This is a genomic window from Pseudomonas sp. 1 R 17, assembly GCF_900067035.1.
GTDB lineage: Bacteria > Pseudomonadota > Gammaproteobacteria > Pseudomonadales > Pseudomonadaceae > Aquipseudomonas > Aquipseudomonas marginalis.
This window is the reverse complement of the sequence record NZ_FKLB01000060.1, coordinates 127,262-146,997: the sequence shown is the minus strand read 5'-3', so window position 1 is coordinate 146,997 and position 19,736 is coordinate 127,262. Positions and strand designations below refer to the sequence as shown.

Genomic DNA, 19,736 nt, shown 5'->3' with positions numbered 1-19,736 from the left:
CGTTACGGTGCTGTCAATCGTAGTTTACGTTTACGTCAACCTACAAAAAAGACAACCGGGGTCGTTATGGATCAACTGCATCCGAGCTACAGCCGTGGCTCCCAGGACAAGGCGTTGCTGGCCATGACCATTGGCCAGGCCTTCGATCACACCGTGGCGCAATACCCCGATGGCGAAGCCCTTGTGGTGCGCCATCAGCAGCGTCGCTACACCTGGCGGCAACTGGCCGAGACCGTCGATGTGCATGCCCGCGCGTTCCTGGCCTTGGGTATGCAGACCGGCGATCGCCTGGGCATCTGGGCGCCCAATTGCGCCGAGTGGTGCATCAGCCAGATCGCCAGCGCCAAGATTGGTGTGATCCTGGTCAATATCAACCCGGCGTACCGCAGCAGTGAACTGGACTACGTGCTCAAGCAGTCCGGCTGCGAGTGGCTGGTGTGCGCCGGCGCGTTCAAGACCTCCGACTACCACGCGATGTTGCAGGCATTGCAGCCTGATCTGCGCGGCATGATCAGCCTCGACCCCAGCCCGCCCCCGGGCTTCCTGCCCTGGTCGGAACTGGCGGCCCTCGGTGCGGGCCTGCCGCCCGAGCAGCTGCACAGCCGTCAGGCCAGCCTGCACTTCGATCAAGCCGTCAATATCCAGTACACCTCCGGCACCACGGGGTTCCCCAAGGGCGCCACCCTCAGTCATCACAACATCCTCAATAACGGCTATATGGTCGGCGAAAGCCTGGGCCTCACCGCGCAGGACCGCCTGGTGATCCCGGTGCCGCTGTACCACTGCTTCGGCATGGTGATGGGCAACCTGGGCTGCATTACCCATGGCACCACCATGATCTACCCGAATGACGGCTTCGATCCGCTGCTGACCCTCACCGCCGTCGCCGAAGAACGTGCCACTGGCCTGTACGGCGTGCCCACGATGTTTATTGCCTTGCTTGATCACCCACGCCGGGGCGAGTTCGAGCTGTCCACCCTGCGCACCGGCATCATGGCCGGCGCCACGTGCCCCATCGAGGTGATGCGCCGGGTCATCGGCGAATTGCACATGGGCGAGGTGCAGATTGCCTACGGCATGACCGAGACCAGCCCCGTGTCCCTGCAAACCGGCGCGGATGACGATCTGGAGCGTCGCGTGACCACCGTCGGCCGCACCCAGCCGCAACTGGAAAGCAAGATCATCGATGAAGCCGGTAACACGCTGCCCCGTGGCCAGGTCGGCGAACTGTGCACCCGTGGCTACAGCGTGATGCTCGGCTACTGGAACAACCCCGACGGTACCCGCGAGGCCATCGACGCTGCGGGCTGGATGCACACCGGCGACCTGGCCACCATGGATGCCCACGGCTATGTGTGCATCGCCGGGCGCAACAAGGACATGATCATTCGCGGTGGCGAAAACGTGTACCCGCGCGAGGTGGAAGAGTTTTTCTTCACCCACCCGGCGGTGGCCGATGTGCAGGTCATCGGCATTCCGGACGAGCGTTACGGCGAGGAGATCGTGGCCTGGGTCAAGTTGCATCCCGGCCATGTGGCCAGCGAACTGGAGCTGCAGGCCTGGTGCAAGGGCCGCATCGCGCACTTCAAGACGCCCAGGTACTTCAAGTTCGTGGAGGAGTTTCCGATGACGGTGACGGGCAAGATCCAGAAATTCCGCATGCGCGAGATCTCGATCGAAGAGCTGGGGGCAGGGCAGGGTTAAAGGCCAGAAAGCACAAAGGGGACCCGAAGGTCCCCTTTAATTTGTCGTTGCGTGCTCTTTTTTTATTATTGAGGGGCGGTCTATTGTTGTTTTTGGCAACCGTTACCCTTTACCGCTGTTTTTGGCGACCCCCATCCGGGGTCAAGAGCAAACGTATTTTTTTGAGCGCTGATCTGCTTCTTCGTTAACGATCCAACCAGTGGGTAGCTACCTGAGGTAGTTTTATTTTTCTCTAACCGGTTGCGGGTTTCGGCATGCCGTACCCTGCGAAGCACATCTTCTCCAAAAAAATCTGTTAGCTGCGTCTCTGCCGTGTTGTTTTTGTTATGTCAGAGTCGTTTCGTCTTATTTTTATTAGATTTGGCGCTTTTTATTCTTGTTATGCCATAGAGATAGCAGAAGGCGTGCCAACTTTTAAAATTCATTTAAAATCAATAAGTTAATTTTTTAGTAGGGTTTGGCCTACAGAAAATACGACAAAATATGTTCCCGTGTTACTCGATGTGTAGCCGTGCGGTAACACATTGTCACGGCTACGCTACTCAACCGGCTGTCCGCGCCTTGGCTACGCGCGAGCCGGTAGGGCGGCCGAGGACATGGCTGATTTGCAGGCCCGCGCGAATCAATGCGTCCAGGTCGATGCCGGTGTCGATCCCGAGGCCATTGAGCAGGTACAGCACATCTTCGGTGGCGACGTTACCGCTGGCGCCCTTGGCATAGGGGCAGCCGCCGAGGCCTGAAATAGAGCTGTCGAATACCGTGATGCCTTCCAGCAGGCCGGCATAGATATTGGCGATGGCCTGGCCATAGGTGTCATGGAAGTGGCCCGCCAGTTTGTCCCGTGGCACCTGCGCGCCGACCACCTCGAACAGCCGCCGCGTGGTGCCCGCCGTGCCGGTGCCGATGGTGTCGCCCAGGGACACCTCGTAGCAGCCCATGGCATACAACTCCCGCGCGACCGCCGCCACCTGTTCCGGCGCAATCTCACCTTCGTAAGGGCAACCCAACACACAGGACACATAGCCGCGCACGCTGATGCCGTGCTGCCTGGCCGCCGTCATGATCGGCGCAAAACGCTCCAGGCTTTCGCTGATGGAACAGTTGATATTGCGCTGGGAAAACGCCTCGGAGGCTGCGGCAAACACCGCCACTTCCTTCACGCCCGCCGCCAGCGCGTCCTCGAAACCACGCAGGTTTGGCGCCAGCGCGCCGTAGGTTACGCCGGGCTTGCGCTGGATCTGCGCGAACACGTCGGCGGAACCGGCCATTTGCGGCACCCACTTGGGCGAGACAAAACTGCCGACTTCGATATAGCTCAGGCCCGCCGCGCTGAGGGCATCCACCAATTGGACCTTGTCGGCCACGCTGATGGGCTGGGCTTCGTTCTGCAAGCCGTCGCGCGGGCCGACTTCCACCAGGCGCACATGGGAGGGGAGGGACATGGCAGCTACCTTCTGATCAATGGCCAACCTGGCCCATGGTTTGCGCCAGGGCCTGGGTGCAACGCTCTTCGGCGGTGTCCAGCTCCAGCTTCATTTGTTCGATATCCAGCAGTTGCTGTTCCAACTGCTCACGGCGCTCGGCGATCTTGGCCAGCATGCTGTTGAGTTGGATCTGGTTGCCGCCGGTGGGGTCGTAGAGTTCGATCAGCTCACGGCACTCGGCCAGGGAAAAACCGATGCGTTTGCCCCGCAGGATCAGCTTGAGGCTGACCTTGTCCCGCGCCGAATAAATGCGCTCCTGGCCCCGGCGTTCCGGGGCCAGCAGGCCTTGTTCCTCATAGAAGCGAATGGCGCGGGTGGTGATGTCGAGCTCGCGGGCGAGGTCGGAGATGCTGTAGGTCGTGCTCATGGGGGCGCTCAAGAAGGTCTTGGCGCTAAGCTAATGGCAGGTTGACGTAAACGTCAAGGGCCGCTGCGCAGCCCATCGGGGGCAAGCCCCCTGCCACAGGGGGCGTTTTTCAGCCTCAGGCCTGTTGTTTGTCCAGCTTCTTCTCGTGGGCGGTGACTTGCTGGCACAACTCGATCATCTGCTCGCGCATCCAGCGGTTGGCCGGGTCCTGGTCGGTGCTTTCATGCCAGTACAGGTGGGTTTCCACCGGTGGCACGTCGTTGACCGGCAGGTTGAACCAATGCAGCTCATGGCGGCGGGCGAAACGTTCGGGCACGGTCATGACCATGTCGGTCTGCTGCAACACTTGCGAGGCCATCAGGTAATGCTGGGAGCGCAGGGCGATCTTGCGCTGGATGCCCATCTTGCCCAGGGCCAGGTCGACATGGCCCAAGCCGTTGCGGCGGCTGGAGATATGGATATGGGTCAGCGACAGGTAGTCATCCAGGGTGAACTTGTCCTTGCCCGCCATGGGATGGCCCTTGCGCATGGCGCACACGTAGCGGTCTTCCATCAGCTTGACGTGGCGTACCTGCGGGTCGGTGTTGAGCGGCGCGTCCACGGCAAAATCCAGGCGCCCGGCCGCCAGTTCCTTGGTGGTCTCGCGGCGTTTGGACAGGAAACTCTCGATCACCACGGTGGGCGCCAGGCGGCGCAGGCGTTGGAACAGCAGCGGCAGAATCACCGCTTCGGTGAGGTCGGTCATGCTGATGCGGTAGGTCTTGGCCGCCTGCTGCGGGTTGAAGATGCGGCTTTCCTGCACCGACACCCGCAGCAACGACAGCGCATTGCGCACCGGGCCGATGATGTTCTGCGCCATCGGCGTGGGCACCATGCCTTGGGCGGTGCGCACGAACAGCGGGTCGTTGAACGTCTCGCGCAGGCGCGCCAGGGCGTTGGACACCGCCGGCTGGGTGATGCCGACAATCTGCCCGGCGCGGGTCAGGTTGGCTTCGGTGTAGATCGCGTCGAAGACGATAAAGAGGTTGAGGTCGACCTTGCTCAGATTCATTGGGTTGCGCTCTTATTATTAGGTGGCGATTTGTTACGTGCTCATACGTCGATCATATATCGGTGATGAATGTTAATACACGCCGAGAATAGGCTAGGTAAATTATCAACGCTGTTCTAGCATCGATTGCATGACCTAAACAACCTCTCAAAGAAGGGAGCTGCTCATGGATTTCGCCTATTCGCCCAAGGTTCAGGAACTGCGTGAACGTGTTACAGCGTTCATGGACGCTTACGTTTACCCGGCCGAGCCGGTGTTCGAACGCCAGGTCAGCGAAGGCGACCGCTGGCAGCCCACCGCCATCATGGAAGAGCTGAAGGCCCGGGCGAAAGCCGAAGGCCTGTGGAACCTGTTCCTGCCCGAGTCCGAACTGGGCGCCGGCCTGACCAACCTTGAATACGCCCCCCTGGCCGAGATCATGGGCCGCTCGCTGCTGGGGCCGGAACCGTTCAACTGCTCCGCCCCCGACACCGGCAACATGGAAGTGCTGGTGCGCTACGCCAACGAAGAGCAGAAACAACGCTGGCTCGAACCGCTGCTGCGCGGTGAGATCCGTTCGGCCTTCGCCATGACCGAGCCCGATGTCGCCTCCTCGGATGCCACCAACATGGCCGCCCGCGCCGAGCGCCAGGGCGACGAGTGGGTGATCAACGGCAAGAAATGGTGGACCTCCGGCGCCTGCGACCCGCGCTGCAAGATCCTGATCTTCATGGGCCTGAGTAACCCGGATGCACCGCGCCACCAGCAGCACTCGATGATCCTGGTGCCGGTGGACGCCCCCGGCGTGAAAATCGTACGCCCGCTGCCGGTGTTCGGCTACGACGATGCGCCCCACGGCCACGCCGAAGTGCTGTTCGACAATGTCCGCGTGCCATACGAAAACGTACTGCTGGGTGAAGGCCGAGGCTTCGAGATTGCCCAAGGCCGCCTTGGCCCGGGCCGTATCCACCACTGCATGCGCTCCATCGGCATGGCCGAGCGCGCGCTGGAACTGATGTGCAAACGCTCGGTCAGCCGCACCGCGTTCGGCAAGCCTTTGGCGCGCCTGGGCGGCAATATCGACAAGATCGCCGACTCACGCATGGACATCGACATGGCGCGCCTGCTGACCTTGAAAGCGGCGTACATGATGGACACCGTGGGCAATAAAGTGGCGAAAAGTGAAATCGCCCAGATCAAGGTGGTGGCGCCGAAAGTGGCGTTGAAGGTGATCGACCGCGCGATCCAGATCCACGGCGGCGCCGGCGTATCCAACGACTTCCCGCTGGCCTATATGTACGCCATGCAACGCACACTGCGCCTGGCCGACGGCCCGGACGAAGTGCACCGCGCGGCCATCGGCAAGTTCGAGATCGGCAAGTATGTGCCTAAAGAGTTGATGCGCGGCGGGCAGTAACACCGCGCCGCCTGCAATCGGGGCAAGCCCCCTCCCACACTTTGACTGTATTCCCAAATCAAAATGTGGGAGGGGGCTTGCCCCCGATGAGGCCATTCCGAACACCGCAAGGCTAAGGCCTCAGTACACCCAAACCTCCACCCGCCGATTCTTGATCCGCCCCTCATCCGCCGTATTCGCCGCCACCGGCATCTGTGCGCCGAAGCCGCGAATATCGCGCAATACCACGCCATTCTTGACCAGCTCCCGGCGTACCGCCATCGCCCGCAGCTTCGAGAGCAGCGCGGCCCGTTGCGGGTCATTCTTGGCATCGCCGAATCCCACCAGCGTTACCTGCTTGTCGAGTTGGTTGTGGCGCTTTATATAGGCCACGACGCGCTGCACGTCCTGGCGCGCCTTGTTGTCCAGGCTGGCGCTGCCTTCCTCGAAGCGAAAATTCACGCTCAAACGCTGGGCGTCGCGGGCAATCGCCTGGTAATCGTCGGGCATCGAAGGGCGTGGCTCCACCGTCATCGCCTGCACCTGCTGCGCAATAAACCCATTGGCCGCCACAATCGCCTGGCCTTTGCTGCTCTGGGCAAAGTCCACCAGGGCCTTGGCCCACGGGTTGCTGGAGGAGGGCGGCAGGTAGAAGAACAGCCGGCGTGACAGCGGGTAATCCTCGGTGGCAATCAGGCTGTTCAACGGCAACATCGGTTGCGAGTCGCCATCGACAATCGCCACCGCCTTGGCCTGGCGCACGTAAGGCAAGCCGATAAAACCGATGCCCTGGGGATCCCGGCTCACCGCATCGGACAACGCTTCGCTGGACTCGAAGCGCTTGGCGTCAGCGGCCAGGGGCTTGCCGCGCAGGCGCAGCACCAGGTCCTTGAAGGTGTCATAGGTGCCGGATTGATCATCCCGCGCATACAGGTGAATGGCGCCGCCGATCCCGCCCAATGCTTCCCAGGTGTTGATTTCGCCGTTGAAAATCTGCGCCAGTTGCTCGGTGTTCAACGTATTCAGCGGGTTGCGCGGGTTGAGGATAATGGCCAGGCCGTCGATGGCGATCACCTGTTCGGCCTCGGGGCTTTTCAGGTCGCCGAGCGGTTCGAGGTCCACCAGTTCGCTGTCTTTTATCGGCCGGGACGAGGCGGCCAGGTCGGCGCTGGCGTTTTTCAGCGCGGCAAACCCCGTGCTGGAACCATGGGCCGCCACCTCGACGGTCACCGTCCTGCCCTGGCGTGTCTTGCCGATCACGCGCTGTTCATTGGCGCCCTCGGCCGGTTCGCTGTGCACCGCCTGCAGGCCCTGATGCTCCATCAACCCCTTGACCAACGCCGGCCCCAGCGCCGCGCCAATGGTGTTGGAACCCTGGATGCGCAAAGCCGGGCCTTGGTCGGGAACGGGGAGGGGGGCAGCCACGACGCAGAGGGAAAACGCGCTACACAACAGGAACAGAACGCGCAGCATCATGCCGGCACCTTCTCAAGCCAAAGGGAGTGCCGCGAGATTAAGTCACTTGGATTTCAATAATGTGACTGACAGTCAGCCTATCTGTTACTGATACACCGCGATCGGGGGCAAGCCCCCTCCTACATTTGGCCCGAGTACACAGTCAAGGGGATCAGCTCAGTTCAAGCCAGATCGGCGCATGGTCAGACGGTTTCTCCAAGCTCCGCAGGTCGTAATCCACGCCGGCATCCTTGACCCGCGCCAGCAAGCCATTGGAGGCCATGATCACGTCAATGCGCAGCCCACGCTTGGGCTCATCCTCGAACCCACGGCTGCGGTAGTCGAACCAACTGAAACGGTCGGCCACATCGGGGTTGAGGTGGCGGAAGCTGTCCACCAGGCCCCAGTTCTTCAGGCGCGCCATCCACTCGCGCTCTTCAGGCAGGAAGCTGCACTTGCCGGTTTTCAGCCAGCGCTTGGCGTTGTCGGCGCCGATGCCGATGTCGCAGTCCTCCGGGGAAATGTTCACATCGCCCATCACCACCAGGGCCTGGTCGTTGCTGAACTGGCTTTCCAGCAGGTGCTGCAAATCTGCGTAGAAGCGCTGCTTGGCGGGGAACTTGGTCGGGTGGTCGCGGCTTTCACCTTGTGGGAAATAGCCGTTCATGATGGTCACCGGCTGGCCATTTTCATCGGCGAAGGTGCCCCAGATAAAGCGGCGCTGGGCGTCTTCTTCATCGCTGGCAAAGCCCTTGTGCACGCTCAAGGCTTCTTTGCGCGAGAGCAGCGCTACACCGTAGTGGCCTTTTTGGCCGTGGTAGTACACGTGATAGCCCAGGGCCTGCACTTCGGCCAGGGGGAACTGGTCGTCGTGGACCTTGGTTTCCTGCAGGCCGATCACGTCGGGTTGGTGTTTTTCAATCAGTGCCGCCAGCTGATGAGGGCGGGCGCGCAGCCCGTTGATATTGAAGGAGACGATTTTCATGGTCGGCGGTCCAGTCTGGCAAAAGGGCGATGCTAGCGGACAAGTCGGACGGGGGCCAGCGTGGCGGTAGGACAGATGCACTGCTAATGTCTGGGAACGACTGGTGCTGCGTAGGTTCGTACCCATAAGAACGCCATCTATTGAGTGGCGCCCAGGGAGATTGACTGTATGACTGACACTGCCATTGGCGAAGTTCGCCTGCTCAACAGCGGCTACTCCCGCGAAGCCCGCTCGCTGCTGTACCAGGCCTATCGGCATGAGCCGACGTTTGCCTACATCTTCGAGGCGGAACGCGCAGGCTATGAACAACGGGTACGTGCCACGGTGCGCGAACTGGTCAAGCAGCATTTCTTCCAGAAACTTCCCGCCATCGGCCTGTTCGTCAACGACCGCCTGATCGGCATCGCGCTGATCGCGCCACCGCAGCGACGCCTGGGGATTACCGAAAGCTGGGCCTGGCAATTGCGCATGTGGCTGAGCACCGGCGTGCGCGGTACCCGGCGCTACCTGGACTACCACTATGCGGTGATGGCCTGCCTGCCCAACGAGTCGGTGCATGTGTTACCGCTATTGGGCATTCATCCGCAATTCCAGGGCAAGCACTACGGTGAACAGCTGCTGGAGGCGGTACACAACTGGTGCGCTGAAGACCCGCATTCGTCCGGTGTGGTGTTGGACACGGGGAATTCGCGCTATCTGGAGTTCTACAAACGCCAGGGCTATGAGGAGATCGGCGAAGTGGCGGTAGGACCGATTCTGGAACACGTATTTTTCCACCCCAATCCGCAGGTGTTACATGCTGCAACGGCTTAGCGCAGAATTTTTCAGAATCCTCTGAGTTCTAAGTTTCTCCCCAGCTCGTGTAGCATCCGCGCCTATGAAGTTTCCAGGAAGATTTACCAGCGGCTTGGTTCTGCTGTTCACAAGCTGCGGCGCATTCGCGCAAAGCGAATTGGACGTGCGGATCAAGCCAAAAAACGACGCGTTGAAAGCCAACATCGAAGGCTATATCGGCGGGGTGGGCGAGCGTGACGAAGAGGCCTTGCTGCGGTTCAGCCGTGGGGCCGAAGAGCAGGCGCGCAAAGCCGCCCAGGCTTTAGGTTTCTATCAGCCCCGGATCGAAAGCGATGTGAAGGGCGGCAAGAACCCGCGCCTGATCCTCACCATCGACCCCGGCGAACCGGTGCATCTGCGCAACGTGACCATTCGGGTCGACGGCCCGGCCGCGGACCTCAAGGCCTTTCGCGTGCCCGCCAGCGACGACCTGAAATCCGGCGCCGTGCTCAACCACGGCCACTACGAAGACGCCAAGCGTCTGATCCAGAACCAGGCCTCGCGCTACGGCTTTTTCAGCGGGCGTTTCACTCACCAGAAACTCTCGGTAGACCCCCAGGCCGGTGTCGCCGATATCGAACTCATCTATGACAGCGGCCCGCGCTACACCTTGGGCAAGGTCAGCTTTGCCGGCTATACGCCGTTTGACGAAGAGCTGCTGCAACGCATGGTGCCGTTTAAAAGTGGCGCCCCCTACGATTCCGAACTGATCGCCGAACTCAACCAGAACCTGCAAGCCAGCGGCTTTTTCGAAGGCGTGCGCGTCGACGCCGCGCCTGCGGCTTCGGCCAATGACGTGATCCCGGTGGCCGTCAACCTGGAGACCCGCAAGCCACGCACCATGGGCCTGGGCCTGGGTTTCTCCACCGACGTCGGCCCGCGCGGCAAGGCCAACTGGACGCGCCACTGGGTCAATCCCCAGGGCCACAGCTATGGCTGGGAAGCTGAACTGTCGGCGCCTCGGCAGAACGTCGGGCTGTGGTACGACATCCCGCTGGACCCGCCGCTCACCGATAAACTGCGTTTCGCCGGCGGTTATCAGAATGAAGAAATCGCCAACACCGACACCTTGAGTAAATTGCTCACCCTCGGGCCCGAATGGCACAGCAAGTTGCCCAGTGGCTGGACCCGGGTGATCTCGCTCAAATACCAGCGCGAAGAATACCGCCTGGGCAATGACTCGGGCCTCAGTAACCTGGTGATGCCGGGTGTGAGTTATTCCTACCTGCGCAGTGATAACCGCATCGACCCCCACAACGGCTACCGCCTGCAATTCGACAGCAAGGTGGCGAAGGAGGGGCTGGGCTCCGACACCAACCTGCTGTACGGCACGGCCATGGTCAAGGGCCTGACCACCCTGTGGGACAACCACCGCTTCTTGGCGCGGGCCCAGGTCGGCGGCAGTGCCACCAACGGCTACAAGTCGGTGCCACCATCGCTGCGGTTCTTCGCCGGTGGTGATCAGAGTGTGCGCGGCTACGAGTACCAGACCCTGTCGCCGGAGAATGACCGGGGCGACCGTATCGGCGGCCGCTACATGGTGGCCCTGAGTGCCGAGTATCAATATTCCATCGCCGAAAAATGGCGGATTGCGACCTTTATCGACCAGGGCAACTCGTTCAACTCCCTGGAGTTGCCCAGCTTGAAGACCGGTGTGGGTGTCGGCATCCGCTGGGTCTCGCCGGTCGGGCCGATCCGCCTGGACCTGGCCCATGCCCTGGAAGACCCGGGCGGCGTTCGATTGCACTTTTCCATGGGACCTGAGCTGTGATGCGTGGTGTGAAAATAGCGGGGCTGGCCGTGTTGGCCATCCTTGTCGTGCTGTTGCTGGCCCTGTGGGCAGTCCTCGGCACCCAGGCGGGCAGTCGCTGGGCGCTGGGGCGTGTACCGGGTTTGAGCGTAGAGAATTTCCACGGCCGTCTGGGCGGCCAGTGGCGCGCCGATCATCTGTTGTGGGCGCAGGACGGCAGTCGCGTCGAACTCGATGCGCCGACGTTTGACTGGTCGCCGGCGTGCCTGTTGCGCATGACCCTGTGCATCAATCGCGTGGATGTGGAGCAAGTCCGCCTGGACGTTGCGCCGAGCACCGAAGAAAGCAGCGGGCCGATTCAATTGCCCGACCTGAAGCTGCCCGTTTCCATTCAGTTGGGCGACGTTCGTGTCGGCAGCCTGCTGCTTAACGGCAGCGAACAACTCAAGGGCCTGCAACTGGCCGCGCACTGGACCGCCGCCGGTATGCAGATTGACACGGTGCACCTGCAACGGGACGGCCTGGTGCTGGACCTGAACGGCCTGTTGCAACCCAGCGGCGACTGGCCGCTGACCGCCAGCGGCAATCTGAACCTGCCCTACGCCCCCGACGGCGCGCCGTGGACGGTGGCGCTCAAGGTCGAGGGCGACCTGCTCAAGACCCTCAGGCTCGACGCCGACAGCAGCGGCTACCTGCCGGCCAAGCTCAAGGGCGAGCTGCAACCCCTGGCGGACAACCTCCCGGCCCAACTGCACATCACTGCCGATGGCTTCAAACCCAGCGCTGATCTGCCCGACACCCTGCAACTCAATCAACTGGACCTCACCGCCAAGGGCGACCTGGGCAGTGGCTACCAACTGTTGGGCAAGGCTGTGCTGCCGGCGGAAAAAGGCCCGGTGGACCTGTTGCTGCAAGGCACGGTCGACGCCAAGGGCGCGCAGATCGCCGGCCTGGACCTCAATGCCGGCGACAAACAAAGCCTCAAGCTCACGGCGCAGTTGGACTGGCAACAAGGCTTCAGCGCCGAGGCCAAGATTGACTGGCTGGACTTTCCCTGGCATCGCCTCTACCCGCTGATCGACGAGCCACAGGTGGTGCTGCGCACCTTCAACGGTGAGGTTTCCTACAAAGACGGCAACTACCTCGGCAACCTCAAGGCCGACCTGGACGGCCCGGCCGGCAAATTCAATCTGGTCACGCCATTCAGTGGCGACCTCACGCAAATCTTCCTGCCGGAGCTGAAACTGACCGCCGGCCAAGGCAAGGCCGAAGGGCACCTGAGCCTGGAATTCGCCGATGGCATCGCCTGGGATACCGCGTTGGACCTGTCGGCGCTGAACCCGGCGTACTGGGTGGCGGAATTGCCGGGCACGTTGGCTGGCCCCTTACGCAGCAAAGGTGAATTCAAAAACGAACAGCTCAAACTCAACGCCGACCTCGACCTCAAGGGCCGCCTGCGTGGGCAAACCGCCGTGCTGGCGGCCAAGGCCGAAGGCGCGGGCGAGCAATGGACCCTGGCCAACCTGGATATCCGCCTGGGCGACAACCGCATCAATGGCAGCGGCAGCCTGCAGCAACGCCTGGCCGGGCAGATCGACATCAAGCTGGCGCGCCTGGCCCAGCTGTGGCCGCAGTTGCGTGGTCAGGTGAATGGCCGACTCGACGTGGCCGGCAGCCTCAAGGCGCCTCAAGGCAAACTCGACCTCAAGGGCCAGCAACTGGCGTTCGCCGATAATCGCCTGCAAAGCCTGAGCCTGGACGCGACCCTGGACAGTGCCCAGCGCGGGAAAATCGGCCTCAAGGGCAGCGGCATTCAAAGCGGTGACACCCAGGTTGGCACGCTCACCGCCAGCGCCCAGGGCGATATCAGGAGCCAGAAGGTCCAACTCGACCTGGCCGGCCCCTTGGTCAAACTGGCCCTGGCCCTGGATGGCAACCTCGACCAGGGCAACTGGCGCGGTCGCCTGGCCAGTGGCGATGTGCAGGCGGGTGGCCAGGACTGGAAGCTGCAAGCGCCGGCAAAAATCGAGCACATGGCCGACGGCAAGTTGACCTTCGCGGCCCACTGCTGGATCTCCGGCGCCGCCAGCCTGTGCGGTGAAGACCAGCGCCTGATGCCCGAACCCAAATTGCGCTACCACCTCAAGCAATTCCCCATCGACAGCCTGGCGGCGTTTCTGCCCAAGGACTTCGCCTGGCAGGGCAAGCTCAACGCCGACGTCCAACTGGACCTTCCCGACAGCGGCCCCAAAGGCGTGGTCGCGGTGGATGCCAGCGGCGGCACCCTGCGGGTCAAGGACAAGGACCAGTGGCTGGATTTCCCCTACGACACCCTCAAGCTGGAAACCACCCTCAACCCCAAGCGCATCGACACCCAGCTGAACTTCAGAGGCGGCAAGCTCGGCGAGTTGCTGTTGCAGGCGCAGATCAACCCATTGCCGAAAAACAAGCCGATCAGCGGCAACTTCAGCCTCACCGGTCTGGATCTCGCCGTGGCGCGGCCGTTTGTGCCGATGGTCGAGAAACTCAGCGGCAAGCTCAATGGCAGCGGCCGGATCGCCGGTGGCCTGCTGGCGCCGCAGGTCAACGGTAACGTCAATCTGGTGGGCGGCGAAGTCTCCGGGCCGGAGCTGCCCATCAGCCTTGAAGGCCTGAACGTGCAGGCGCTGATTGCCGGTGAAAGCGTGCAGTTGAACGGCGCATGGCGCAGTGGCAAGGCCGGGCAGGGCAGCCTCAAGGGCCAGATCGACTGGGGCCAGGCCCTGGTGGTGGACCTCAGCCTGCAAGGCTCGCAACTGCCGGTCACGGTGGAGCCCTATGCGGTGCTCGAAGTGGCCCCGGACCTGAAGATCAGCCTGAAGAACGACAAACTGGCGATTGCCGGCAAGGTGCGGATCCCGCGCGGCGACATCACCGTGCGCGAACTGCCGCCTTCGACGGTCAAGGTCTCGGATGACACCGTAATCGTCGGCAGCCAGACCGAAGAGGGCAAGCCGCCGATGGCCATGGCCATGGATATCGATGTGGCGGTGGGCGAAGACCAGCTCAACTTCTCGGGCTTCGGCCTCACCGCCAAGGTGCAGGGCCATGTGCACATCGGCGACAACATGGACACCCGTGGCGAGCTGTGGCTCAACGACGGTCGCTACCGCGCCTATGGCCAGCGCCTGGATGTGCGCCGCGCACGCCTGCTGTTCGCCGGGCCGCTCGACCAGCCGTACCTGGATATCGAAGCGATCCGCAAGACCGACGATGTAGTCGCCGGTATCCGCCTCAGCGGCAGCGCCGAGCAGCCCACCACGCAGATCTTCTCGGAACCGGCAATGAGCCAGGAACAGGCACTGTCCTACCTGGTGCTGGGCCGTCCGCTGAGCTCTACCGGCGAAGACAACAACATGCTTGCCCAGGCCGCCCTCGGCCTGGGCCTGATGGGCAGCGCCGGGGTCACCTCGGATCTTGCCAACAAACTGGGGATTCGCGACTTCGACCTCGACACCCAGGGCAGCGGCAACAATACGGCAGTGGTGGCCAGCGGCAAGATCACCGAGAAACTCAGCCTGCGTTACGGGGTAGGGGTGTTCGAACCGGCCAGCACCATTGCCTTGCGCTACCTGCTGAGCAAAAAGGTCTACCTGGAAGTGGCGAGTGGCGTGGCCAGTTCCCTCGACATCTTCTACAAGCGCGATTTCTGAGTCCTGCTCGATCAAAAAATGTGGGAGGGGGCTTGCCCTAATGCCAGTCAGTTAAGCGTACATCGCCTCCTACAAAAAGCCTTAACTGACTGGCAAGCCTCCTCCCACATTGGTTTGCATTCCAGCCCGCCGGTCGTGAAATTAGCAAGCAAGCTAATTATTCCATTTGACTTTCGCTGCCTAGGCAGTAACATCTCGTCATACATTCACTGCCTAGGCAGTAATAAGGTGACTTCCGATGCCCCACTTCACCCCTGAAAACTTCCACAACTGCCACCTCGGGCTGTTGCTGGGCCGTGCGGCGCTCCTCAAGGACCGCATCATCGACACCCACATGGAACCCCACGGCATCACGGCCGCGCAGTTCAAGGTGCTGATCATCATGGCCCAGTTCGGCGTCGACACCCCGGCCGAGCTGTGCCGCAACCTGTCCCTGGACAGCGGTTCGATGACCCGCATGCTTGACCGCCTCGAGCAGAAAGGCCTGCTGGACCGCAAACGCTCCGAGCAGGACCGCCGCCAGGTGCAGTTGGTGCTGACTGCCGACGGCCAGCGCCTGGCAGACATGCTGCCGCACATAGGCGCCCAGGCGTTGAACCAACTGGCGGGCGTACTTGAGGCTGGCGAGCTGGAAACCCTGGAACGGATTCTCAAGAAAATTCTGATAGCTGCCGGTGATCCCATCACCCTGCAGCGGGTAGGTAAAGCATGAACACACGTGCCCTATGCCTGGTGCTCGTGGCCATGAGCATGGCCGGTTGCGCCAACTACAGCGGCCTCGACACCCAGGGCCGGCGCCTCGACGCCAACACCTTGCAGACCGGTAAATCCCTGAGCGGGGTGACCCTGTCGAGTGCCGCCTGGCCCAGCGCCGACTGGTGGAAAAACCTCGGCGACCCGCAGCTCGACGGCCTGATCCAGGAAGCCCTGCAAAACAGCCCCGACATGCAAGTCGCCAGCGCCCGTGCCCATCAGGCCGAAGCCGCCGCCTATGCCGCGAATGCCGCACGCATGCCGACCCTGGATGCCAGCGCCGGCGTGAGCCGTTCACGCCTGGCCAAGGACCAGGACCCGCGCGGCGAGGGCGATGCCTACTCGACCGTGCGTAATATCGGCGCCAGCTTCAATTACAACTTCGACCTCTGGGGTGGCCAGCGCGCCGCCTGGGAAGCCGCGCTGGGCCAGGCCCGCGCCGCCGAGGTCGACCAGCAGGCCGCGCGCCTGACCCTCGCTGCCGATGTGGCCAAGGCCTACAGCGACCTGGGCCAGGCGCACATCGTGCGCGACCTGGCCGGCGATGACCTCAAGCGCACCCGGCAAATGCTCGACCTGAGCAAGCGCCGCCTGGCTGCGGGCATCGACAGCCAGTACCAGTACCAGCAGACCGAAAGCCTGGAAGCCAGCTCCCAGTCGCAATTGATCGATGCCGACAAACAACTGCAGAGCGCCCAGATCGCACTCGCCGTATTGCTAGGCAAAGGCCCGGACCGAGGCGGCGAACTGGCTCGTCCGAATGTGCTCAAGCCCGCCGCTGTCGCCGTGCCTTCGGTGTTGCCCGCCGAGCTGCTGGGCCGCCGCCCGGACCTGATCGCCGCGCGCTGGCGAGTCGAGGCCGCGAGCAAGGACATCGCCGCCAGCAAGACGCGCTTCTACCCCAACCTCAATCTCAGCGCGAGCGCCGGGGCCGAGTCGTTGCTGGGGGATGCGATGTTCGGCTCGGCCAGTCGCTTCTTCAACATTGCGCCGACGATCTCGTTGCCGATCTTCGATGGCGGCCGCCTGCGCGCCGACCTCGATGCGCGTGATGCCGACTACGACCTGGCCGTGGCCCAGTACAACAAAACCCTGGTGCAGGCCTTGGGCGATATCGGCAACACCCTTTCGCAACTGCGCGAAACCGGTCGGCAGATCCAGGCCCAGCAACACGCCACGGACATTGCCCAGCAGTCCTACGACACCGTGGTCGAGCGCTACGGCTCAGGGGTCGGTAACTACCTGGACGTGCTCAGCATCGAGCAGCAATTGCTGCAGGCCCAGCGTCAGCTGGCGACCCTGAATGCCGGGCAAATCGATCTGTCGATTCAATTGATGCAGGCCCTGGGTGGCGGATACAGCGCCGACAACGTGGCGTCGACCACCCCAGCCACACGCACGGAATAATTTGAGGTATTTGTCATGGCCACTGCCGAAAACACCAACGCTACAGAACAACCCAAAGACAACAATCCACGCAAACGCAAGGTCATGCTGATCGGCCTCGCGCTGATCGTCATCCTCGGTGTCGTGGGCGTATGGGGCTGGTATGAATTCTACGGGCGCTTCAACGAGAGCACCGACGACGCCTATGTGAACGGCAACGTGGTGGAAATCACCCCGCTGGTCACCGGCACCGTGGTCAGCATCGGCGCCGACGATGGCGACCTGGTTCACGAAGGCCAGGTGCTGATCAACTTCGACCCCAATGACGCCGCCGTCGGCCTGCAAAGCGCCCAGGCCAACCTGGCCCGCACCGTGCGCCAGGTGCGGGGCTTGTACAGCAACGTCGATGGCATGAAAGCCCAGGTCAACGCACAGAAAGCCGATGTGCAAACTGCCCAGGACAACTTCAACCGTCGCAAGACCCTGGCCCAGGGCGGCGCGATTTCCCAGGAAGAGCTGTCCCACGCCCGTGACAGCCTGACGGCCGCGAAAAACGCGCTGACCAACCTTGAGCAGCAACTCAAGACCAGCAATGCGCTGGTGGATGACACCGTGATCTCGTCCCACCCGGACGTGCAGGCCGCCGCCGCGCAACTGCGCCAGGCCTACCTGGCCAATGCGCGCAGCACCTTGATCGCGCCGGTCACCGGCTACGTGGCCAAGCGCACCGTGCAACTGGGCCAGCGCGTGCAGCCGGGTACGGCGTTGATGGCGGTGATCCCGCTGAACCAGCTGTGGATCGACGCCAACTTCAAGGAAACCCAACTGCGCGACATGCGCATTGGCCAGCCGGTGGACATCGAGTCGGATATCTACGGCAGCGACGTGAAATTCAGCGGCACCGTGGATAGCCTTGGCGCCGGCACCGGCAGTGCGTTTGCCCTGCTGCCGGCGCAGAACGCCACCGGTAACTGGATCAAGATCGTGCAACGGGTGCCGGTACGCATCCACATCAATGCCGAAGAACTGGCCAAGCACCCGCTGCGGGTCGGCCTGAGCACCGTCGTCAATGTCGACCTGCATGACCAGAGCGGCCCGGTGTTGGCGCAACAGGCGCCGCAAAAGGCGACCTTCACCACCAACGTGTACGACCGCCAATTGGCCGAGGCTGACGCCATGATCACCGAGTTGATCCATGCCAACAGCATCGCCGCGCCCAAGGCTGCGCAACGCTGATGAGCAATAACGCCTCCTTCACGCCGCCCAGCCTGTTGATGGCCACCATTGGCCTGTCGCTGGCGACCTTTATGCAGGTGCTCGACACCACCATCGCCAACGTGGCCTTGCCGACCATTTCCGGCAACCTCGGCGTGAGTTCGGAGCAGGGCACCTGGGTGATCACCTCGTTTGCGGTGAGCAACGCCATCGCCTTGCCGCTGACCGGTTGGTTGAGCCGGCGGTTTGGCGAAGTGAAGCTGTTCCTGTGGGCCACCATGCTGTTTGTGCTGGCCTCGTTCCTCTGTGGTATTTCCACTTCGATGCCCGAATTGATCGGCTTCCGGGTGCTGCAAGGCCTGGTGGCCGGGCCGTTGTACCCGATGACCCAGACACTGCTGATCGCGGTCTACCCGCCGGCGAGGCGTGGCATGGCCCTGGCGTTGCTGGCGATGGTCACGGTGGTGGCGCCGATTGCGGGGCCGATCCTCGGCGGCTGGATCACTGACAGTTACAGCTGGCCGTGGATCTTCTTTATCAACGTCCCCATCGGCATCTTTGCGGTGATGGTGGTGCGTGCGCAATTGAAGAAGCGCCCGGTGACCACCAGCTACCAGCCGATGGATTACGTCGGGCTGTTGAGCCTGATCGTGGGCGTCGGCGCGCTGCAGATCATCCTCGACAAGGGCAACGACCTGGACTGGTTCGAATCCAACTTCATCATTGTGGGCGCGGCGATTTCGGTGATTGCCCTGGCGGTGTTCATCATCTGGGAAATGACTGACAAGCACCCGGTGGTCAACCTGCGGCTGTTTGCCTACCGTAACTTTCGCATCGGCACGATTGTGTTGATCCTCGGCTACGCGGGCTTCTTCGGCATCAACCTGATCCTGCCGCAATGGCTGCAAACTCAGATGGGCTACACCGCCACCTGGGCCGGCCTGGCGGTGGCGCCGATCGGCATCCTTCCGGTGCTGATGTCACCGTTCGTGGGCAAGTACGCGCACAAGTTCGACCTGCGCCTGCTGGCAGGCCTGGCGTTCCTGGCGATTGGTCTGAGCTGCTTTATGCGCGCGGGCTTCACCAATGAGGTGGACTTCACCCACATCGCCCTGGTGCAGCTGTTCATGGGCATCGGCGTGGCGCTGTTCTTCATGCCGACCTTGAGCATCCTGATGTCCGACCTGCCACCGCACCAGATCGCCGATGGCGCCGGTCTTGCGACCTTTCTGCGGACCCTGGGCGGCAGCTTTGCGGCCTCGCTGACCACCTGGATCTGGATTCGCCGGGCGGACCAGCACCATGCGTACATGAGCGAGAACATGACCACCTATGACTCGGCCACCCGCGACGCGCTGCAGGCGCTCGGTGGGGCAGGGCACAAGGCCTACGCGCAACTGGACCAGATCCTCACCAGCCAGGCGTACATGATGTCCACCGTGGATTACTTCACGTTGCTGGGGTGGATGTTCATGGGGTTGATGCTGCTGGTGTGGCTGGCCAAACCGCCGTTTGGCGCCAAGGCAGGGCCGGAAGCGTCCGGCCACTGATTGGCAAAGACTGAAATGCAATCAATTGTGGGAGGGGGCTTGCCCTAATGCCGTTCAGTTAAGCGAAAGTGATTCACTGTAGGAGCGAGCTTGCTCGCGAAGAACTCAGGGCCACCGCGCTTATCGAGAATGAAC

At 62.3% G+C, this 19,736-nt stretch carries 14 protein-coding genes; 9 read left to right on the top strand and 5 right to left on the bottom strand.

Features of this window, described 5'->3' with window-relative positions:
• The first annotated feature begins 66 nt into the window (after positions 1–66).
• Positions 67–1,704 carry an AMP-binding protein gene (locus BFP99_RS24060; protein ID WP_065924120.1) on the top strand — a complete coding sequence of 546 codons (1,638 nt, stop codon included), beginning with the start codon at positions 67–69 and terminating at the stop codon, positions 1,702–1,704.
• A 542-nt stretch (positions 1,705–2,246) separates the two neighbouring features.
• Here BFP99_RS24060 and BFP99_RS24055 read toward each other — a convergent pair.
• The 3 genes from BFP99_RS24055 to BFP99_RS24045 form a co-directional block, all read right to left on the bottom strand.
• A complete protein-coding gene (locus tag BFP99_RS24055) occupies positions 2,247–3,146 on the bottom strand; it encodes a hydroxymethylglutaryl-CoA lyase (protein WP_065924119.1) in 900 nt (299 codons plus the stop codon).
• Positions 3,147–3,162: 16 nt separating this feature from the next.
• On the bottom strand, positions 3,163–3,555 hold the full coding sequence (locus tag BFP99_RS24050; RefSeq protein ID WP_027606274.1) for a MerR family transcriptional regulator: 393 nt from the start codon (positions 3,553–3,555) through the stop codon (positions 3,163–3,165).
• Between the two features lie 115 nt (positions 3,556–3,670).
• Positions 3,671–4,606 carry a LysR family transcriptional regulator gene (locus BFP99_RS24045; protein WP_027606275.1) on the bottom strand — a complete coding sequence of 312 codons (936 nt, stop codon included), beginning with the start codon at positions 4,604–4,606 and terminating at the stop codon, positions 3,671–3,673.
• Positions 4,607–4,772: 166 nt separating this feature from the next.
• On the opposite strand from BFP99_RS24045, the gene BFP99_RS24040 reads away from it, so the two are divergent.
• Positions 4,773–6,002, top strand: coding sequence for an acyl-CoA dehydrogenase (locus BFP99_RS24040; protein ID WP_065948379.1), 1,230 nt, complete (start codon positions 4,773–4,775; stop codon positions 6,000–6,002).
• A 120-nt stretch (positions 6,003–6,122) separates the two neighbouring features.
• Here BFP99_RS24040 and BFP99_RS24035 read toward each other — a convergent pair whose 3' ends face one another.
• Together BFP99_RS24035 and xthA are read right to left on the bottom strand one after the other, a co-directional pair.
• A complete protein-coding gene (locus BFP99_RS24035) occupies positions 6,123–7,457 on the bottom strand; it encodes a substrate-binding domain-containing protein (protein WP_065948378.1) in 1,335 nt (444 codons plus the stop codon).
• 151 nt (positions 7,458–7,608) lie between these two features.
• On the bottom strand, positions 7,609–8,421 hold the full coding sequence (gene xthA, locus BFP99_RS24030) for an exodeoxyribonuclease III (RefSeq protein ID WP_065924116.1): 813 nt from the start codon (positions 8,419–8,421) through the stop codon (positions 7,609–7,611).
• 168 nt (positions 8,422–8,589) lie between these two features.
• On the opposite strand from xthA, the gene BFP99_RS24025 reads away from it, so the two are divergent.
• From BFP99_RS24025 to BFP99_RS23995, 7 genes are all read left to right on the top strand, one after another.
• Entirely contained in the window at positions 8,590–9,234 is a 645-nt protein-coding gene (locus tag BFP99_RS24025) for a GNAT family N-acetyltransferase (protein ID WP_027606279.1), read from the top strand.
• 64 nt (positions 9,235–9,298) lie between these two features.
• Complete coding sequence (locus BFP99_RS24020; protein WP_065948377.1) at positions 9,299–11,026, top strand: autotransporter assembly complex protein TamA; 1,728 nt, start codon at positions 9,299–9,301, stop codon at positions 11,024–11,026.
• Complete coding sequence (locus BFP99_RS24015) at positions 11,026–14,697, top strand: translocation/assembly module TamB domain-containing protein (RefSeq protein WP_083221247.1); 3,672 nt, start codon at positions 11,026–11,028, stop codon at positions 14,695–14,697. Before BFP99_RS24020 ends, BFP99_RS24015 begins: the two co-directional genes overlap by 1 nt.
• A 238-nt stretch (positions 14,698–14,935) precedes the next feature.
• Positions 14,936–15,409, top strand: coding sequence for a MarR family winged helix-turn-helix transcriptional regulator (locus tag BFP99_RS24010; RefSeq protein WP_027606282.1), 474 nt, complete (start codon positions 14,936–14,938; stop codon positions 15,407–15,409).
• Positions 15,406–16,857: an efflux transporter outer membrane subunit gene (locus BFP99_RS24005; protein WP_065948375.1), complete on the top strand. Its 1,452-nt coding sequence runs from the start codon at positions 15,406–15,408 to the stop codon at positions 16,855–16,857. Before BFP99_RS24010 ends, BFP99_RS24005 begins: the two co-directional genes overlap by 4 nt.
• Positions 16,858–16,872: 15 nt before the next feature.
• Entirely contained in the window at positions 16,873–18,072 is a 1,200-nt protein-coding gene (locus BFP99_RS24000; RefSeq protein WP_065948374.1) for an HlyD family secretion protein, read from the top strand.
• Positions 18,072–19,601: a DHA2 family efflux MFS transporter permease subunit gene (locus BFP99_RS23995; protein ID WP_027606285.1), complete on the top strand. Its 1,530-nt coding sequence runs from the start codon at positions 18,072–18,074 to the stop codon at positions 19,599–19,601. The genes BFP99_RS24000 and BFP99_RS23995 overlap by 1 nt, the downstream gene beginning before the upstream one ends.
• The last annotated feature ends 135 nt before the right edge of the window (positions 19,602–19,736 follow it).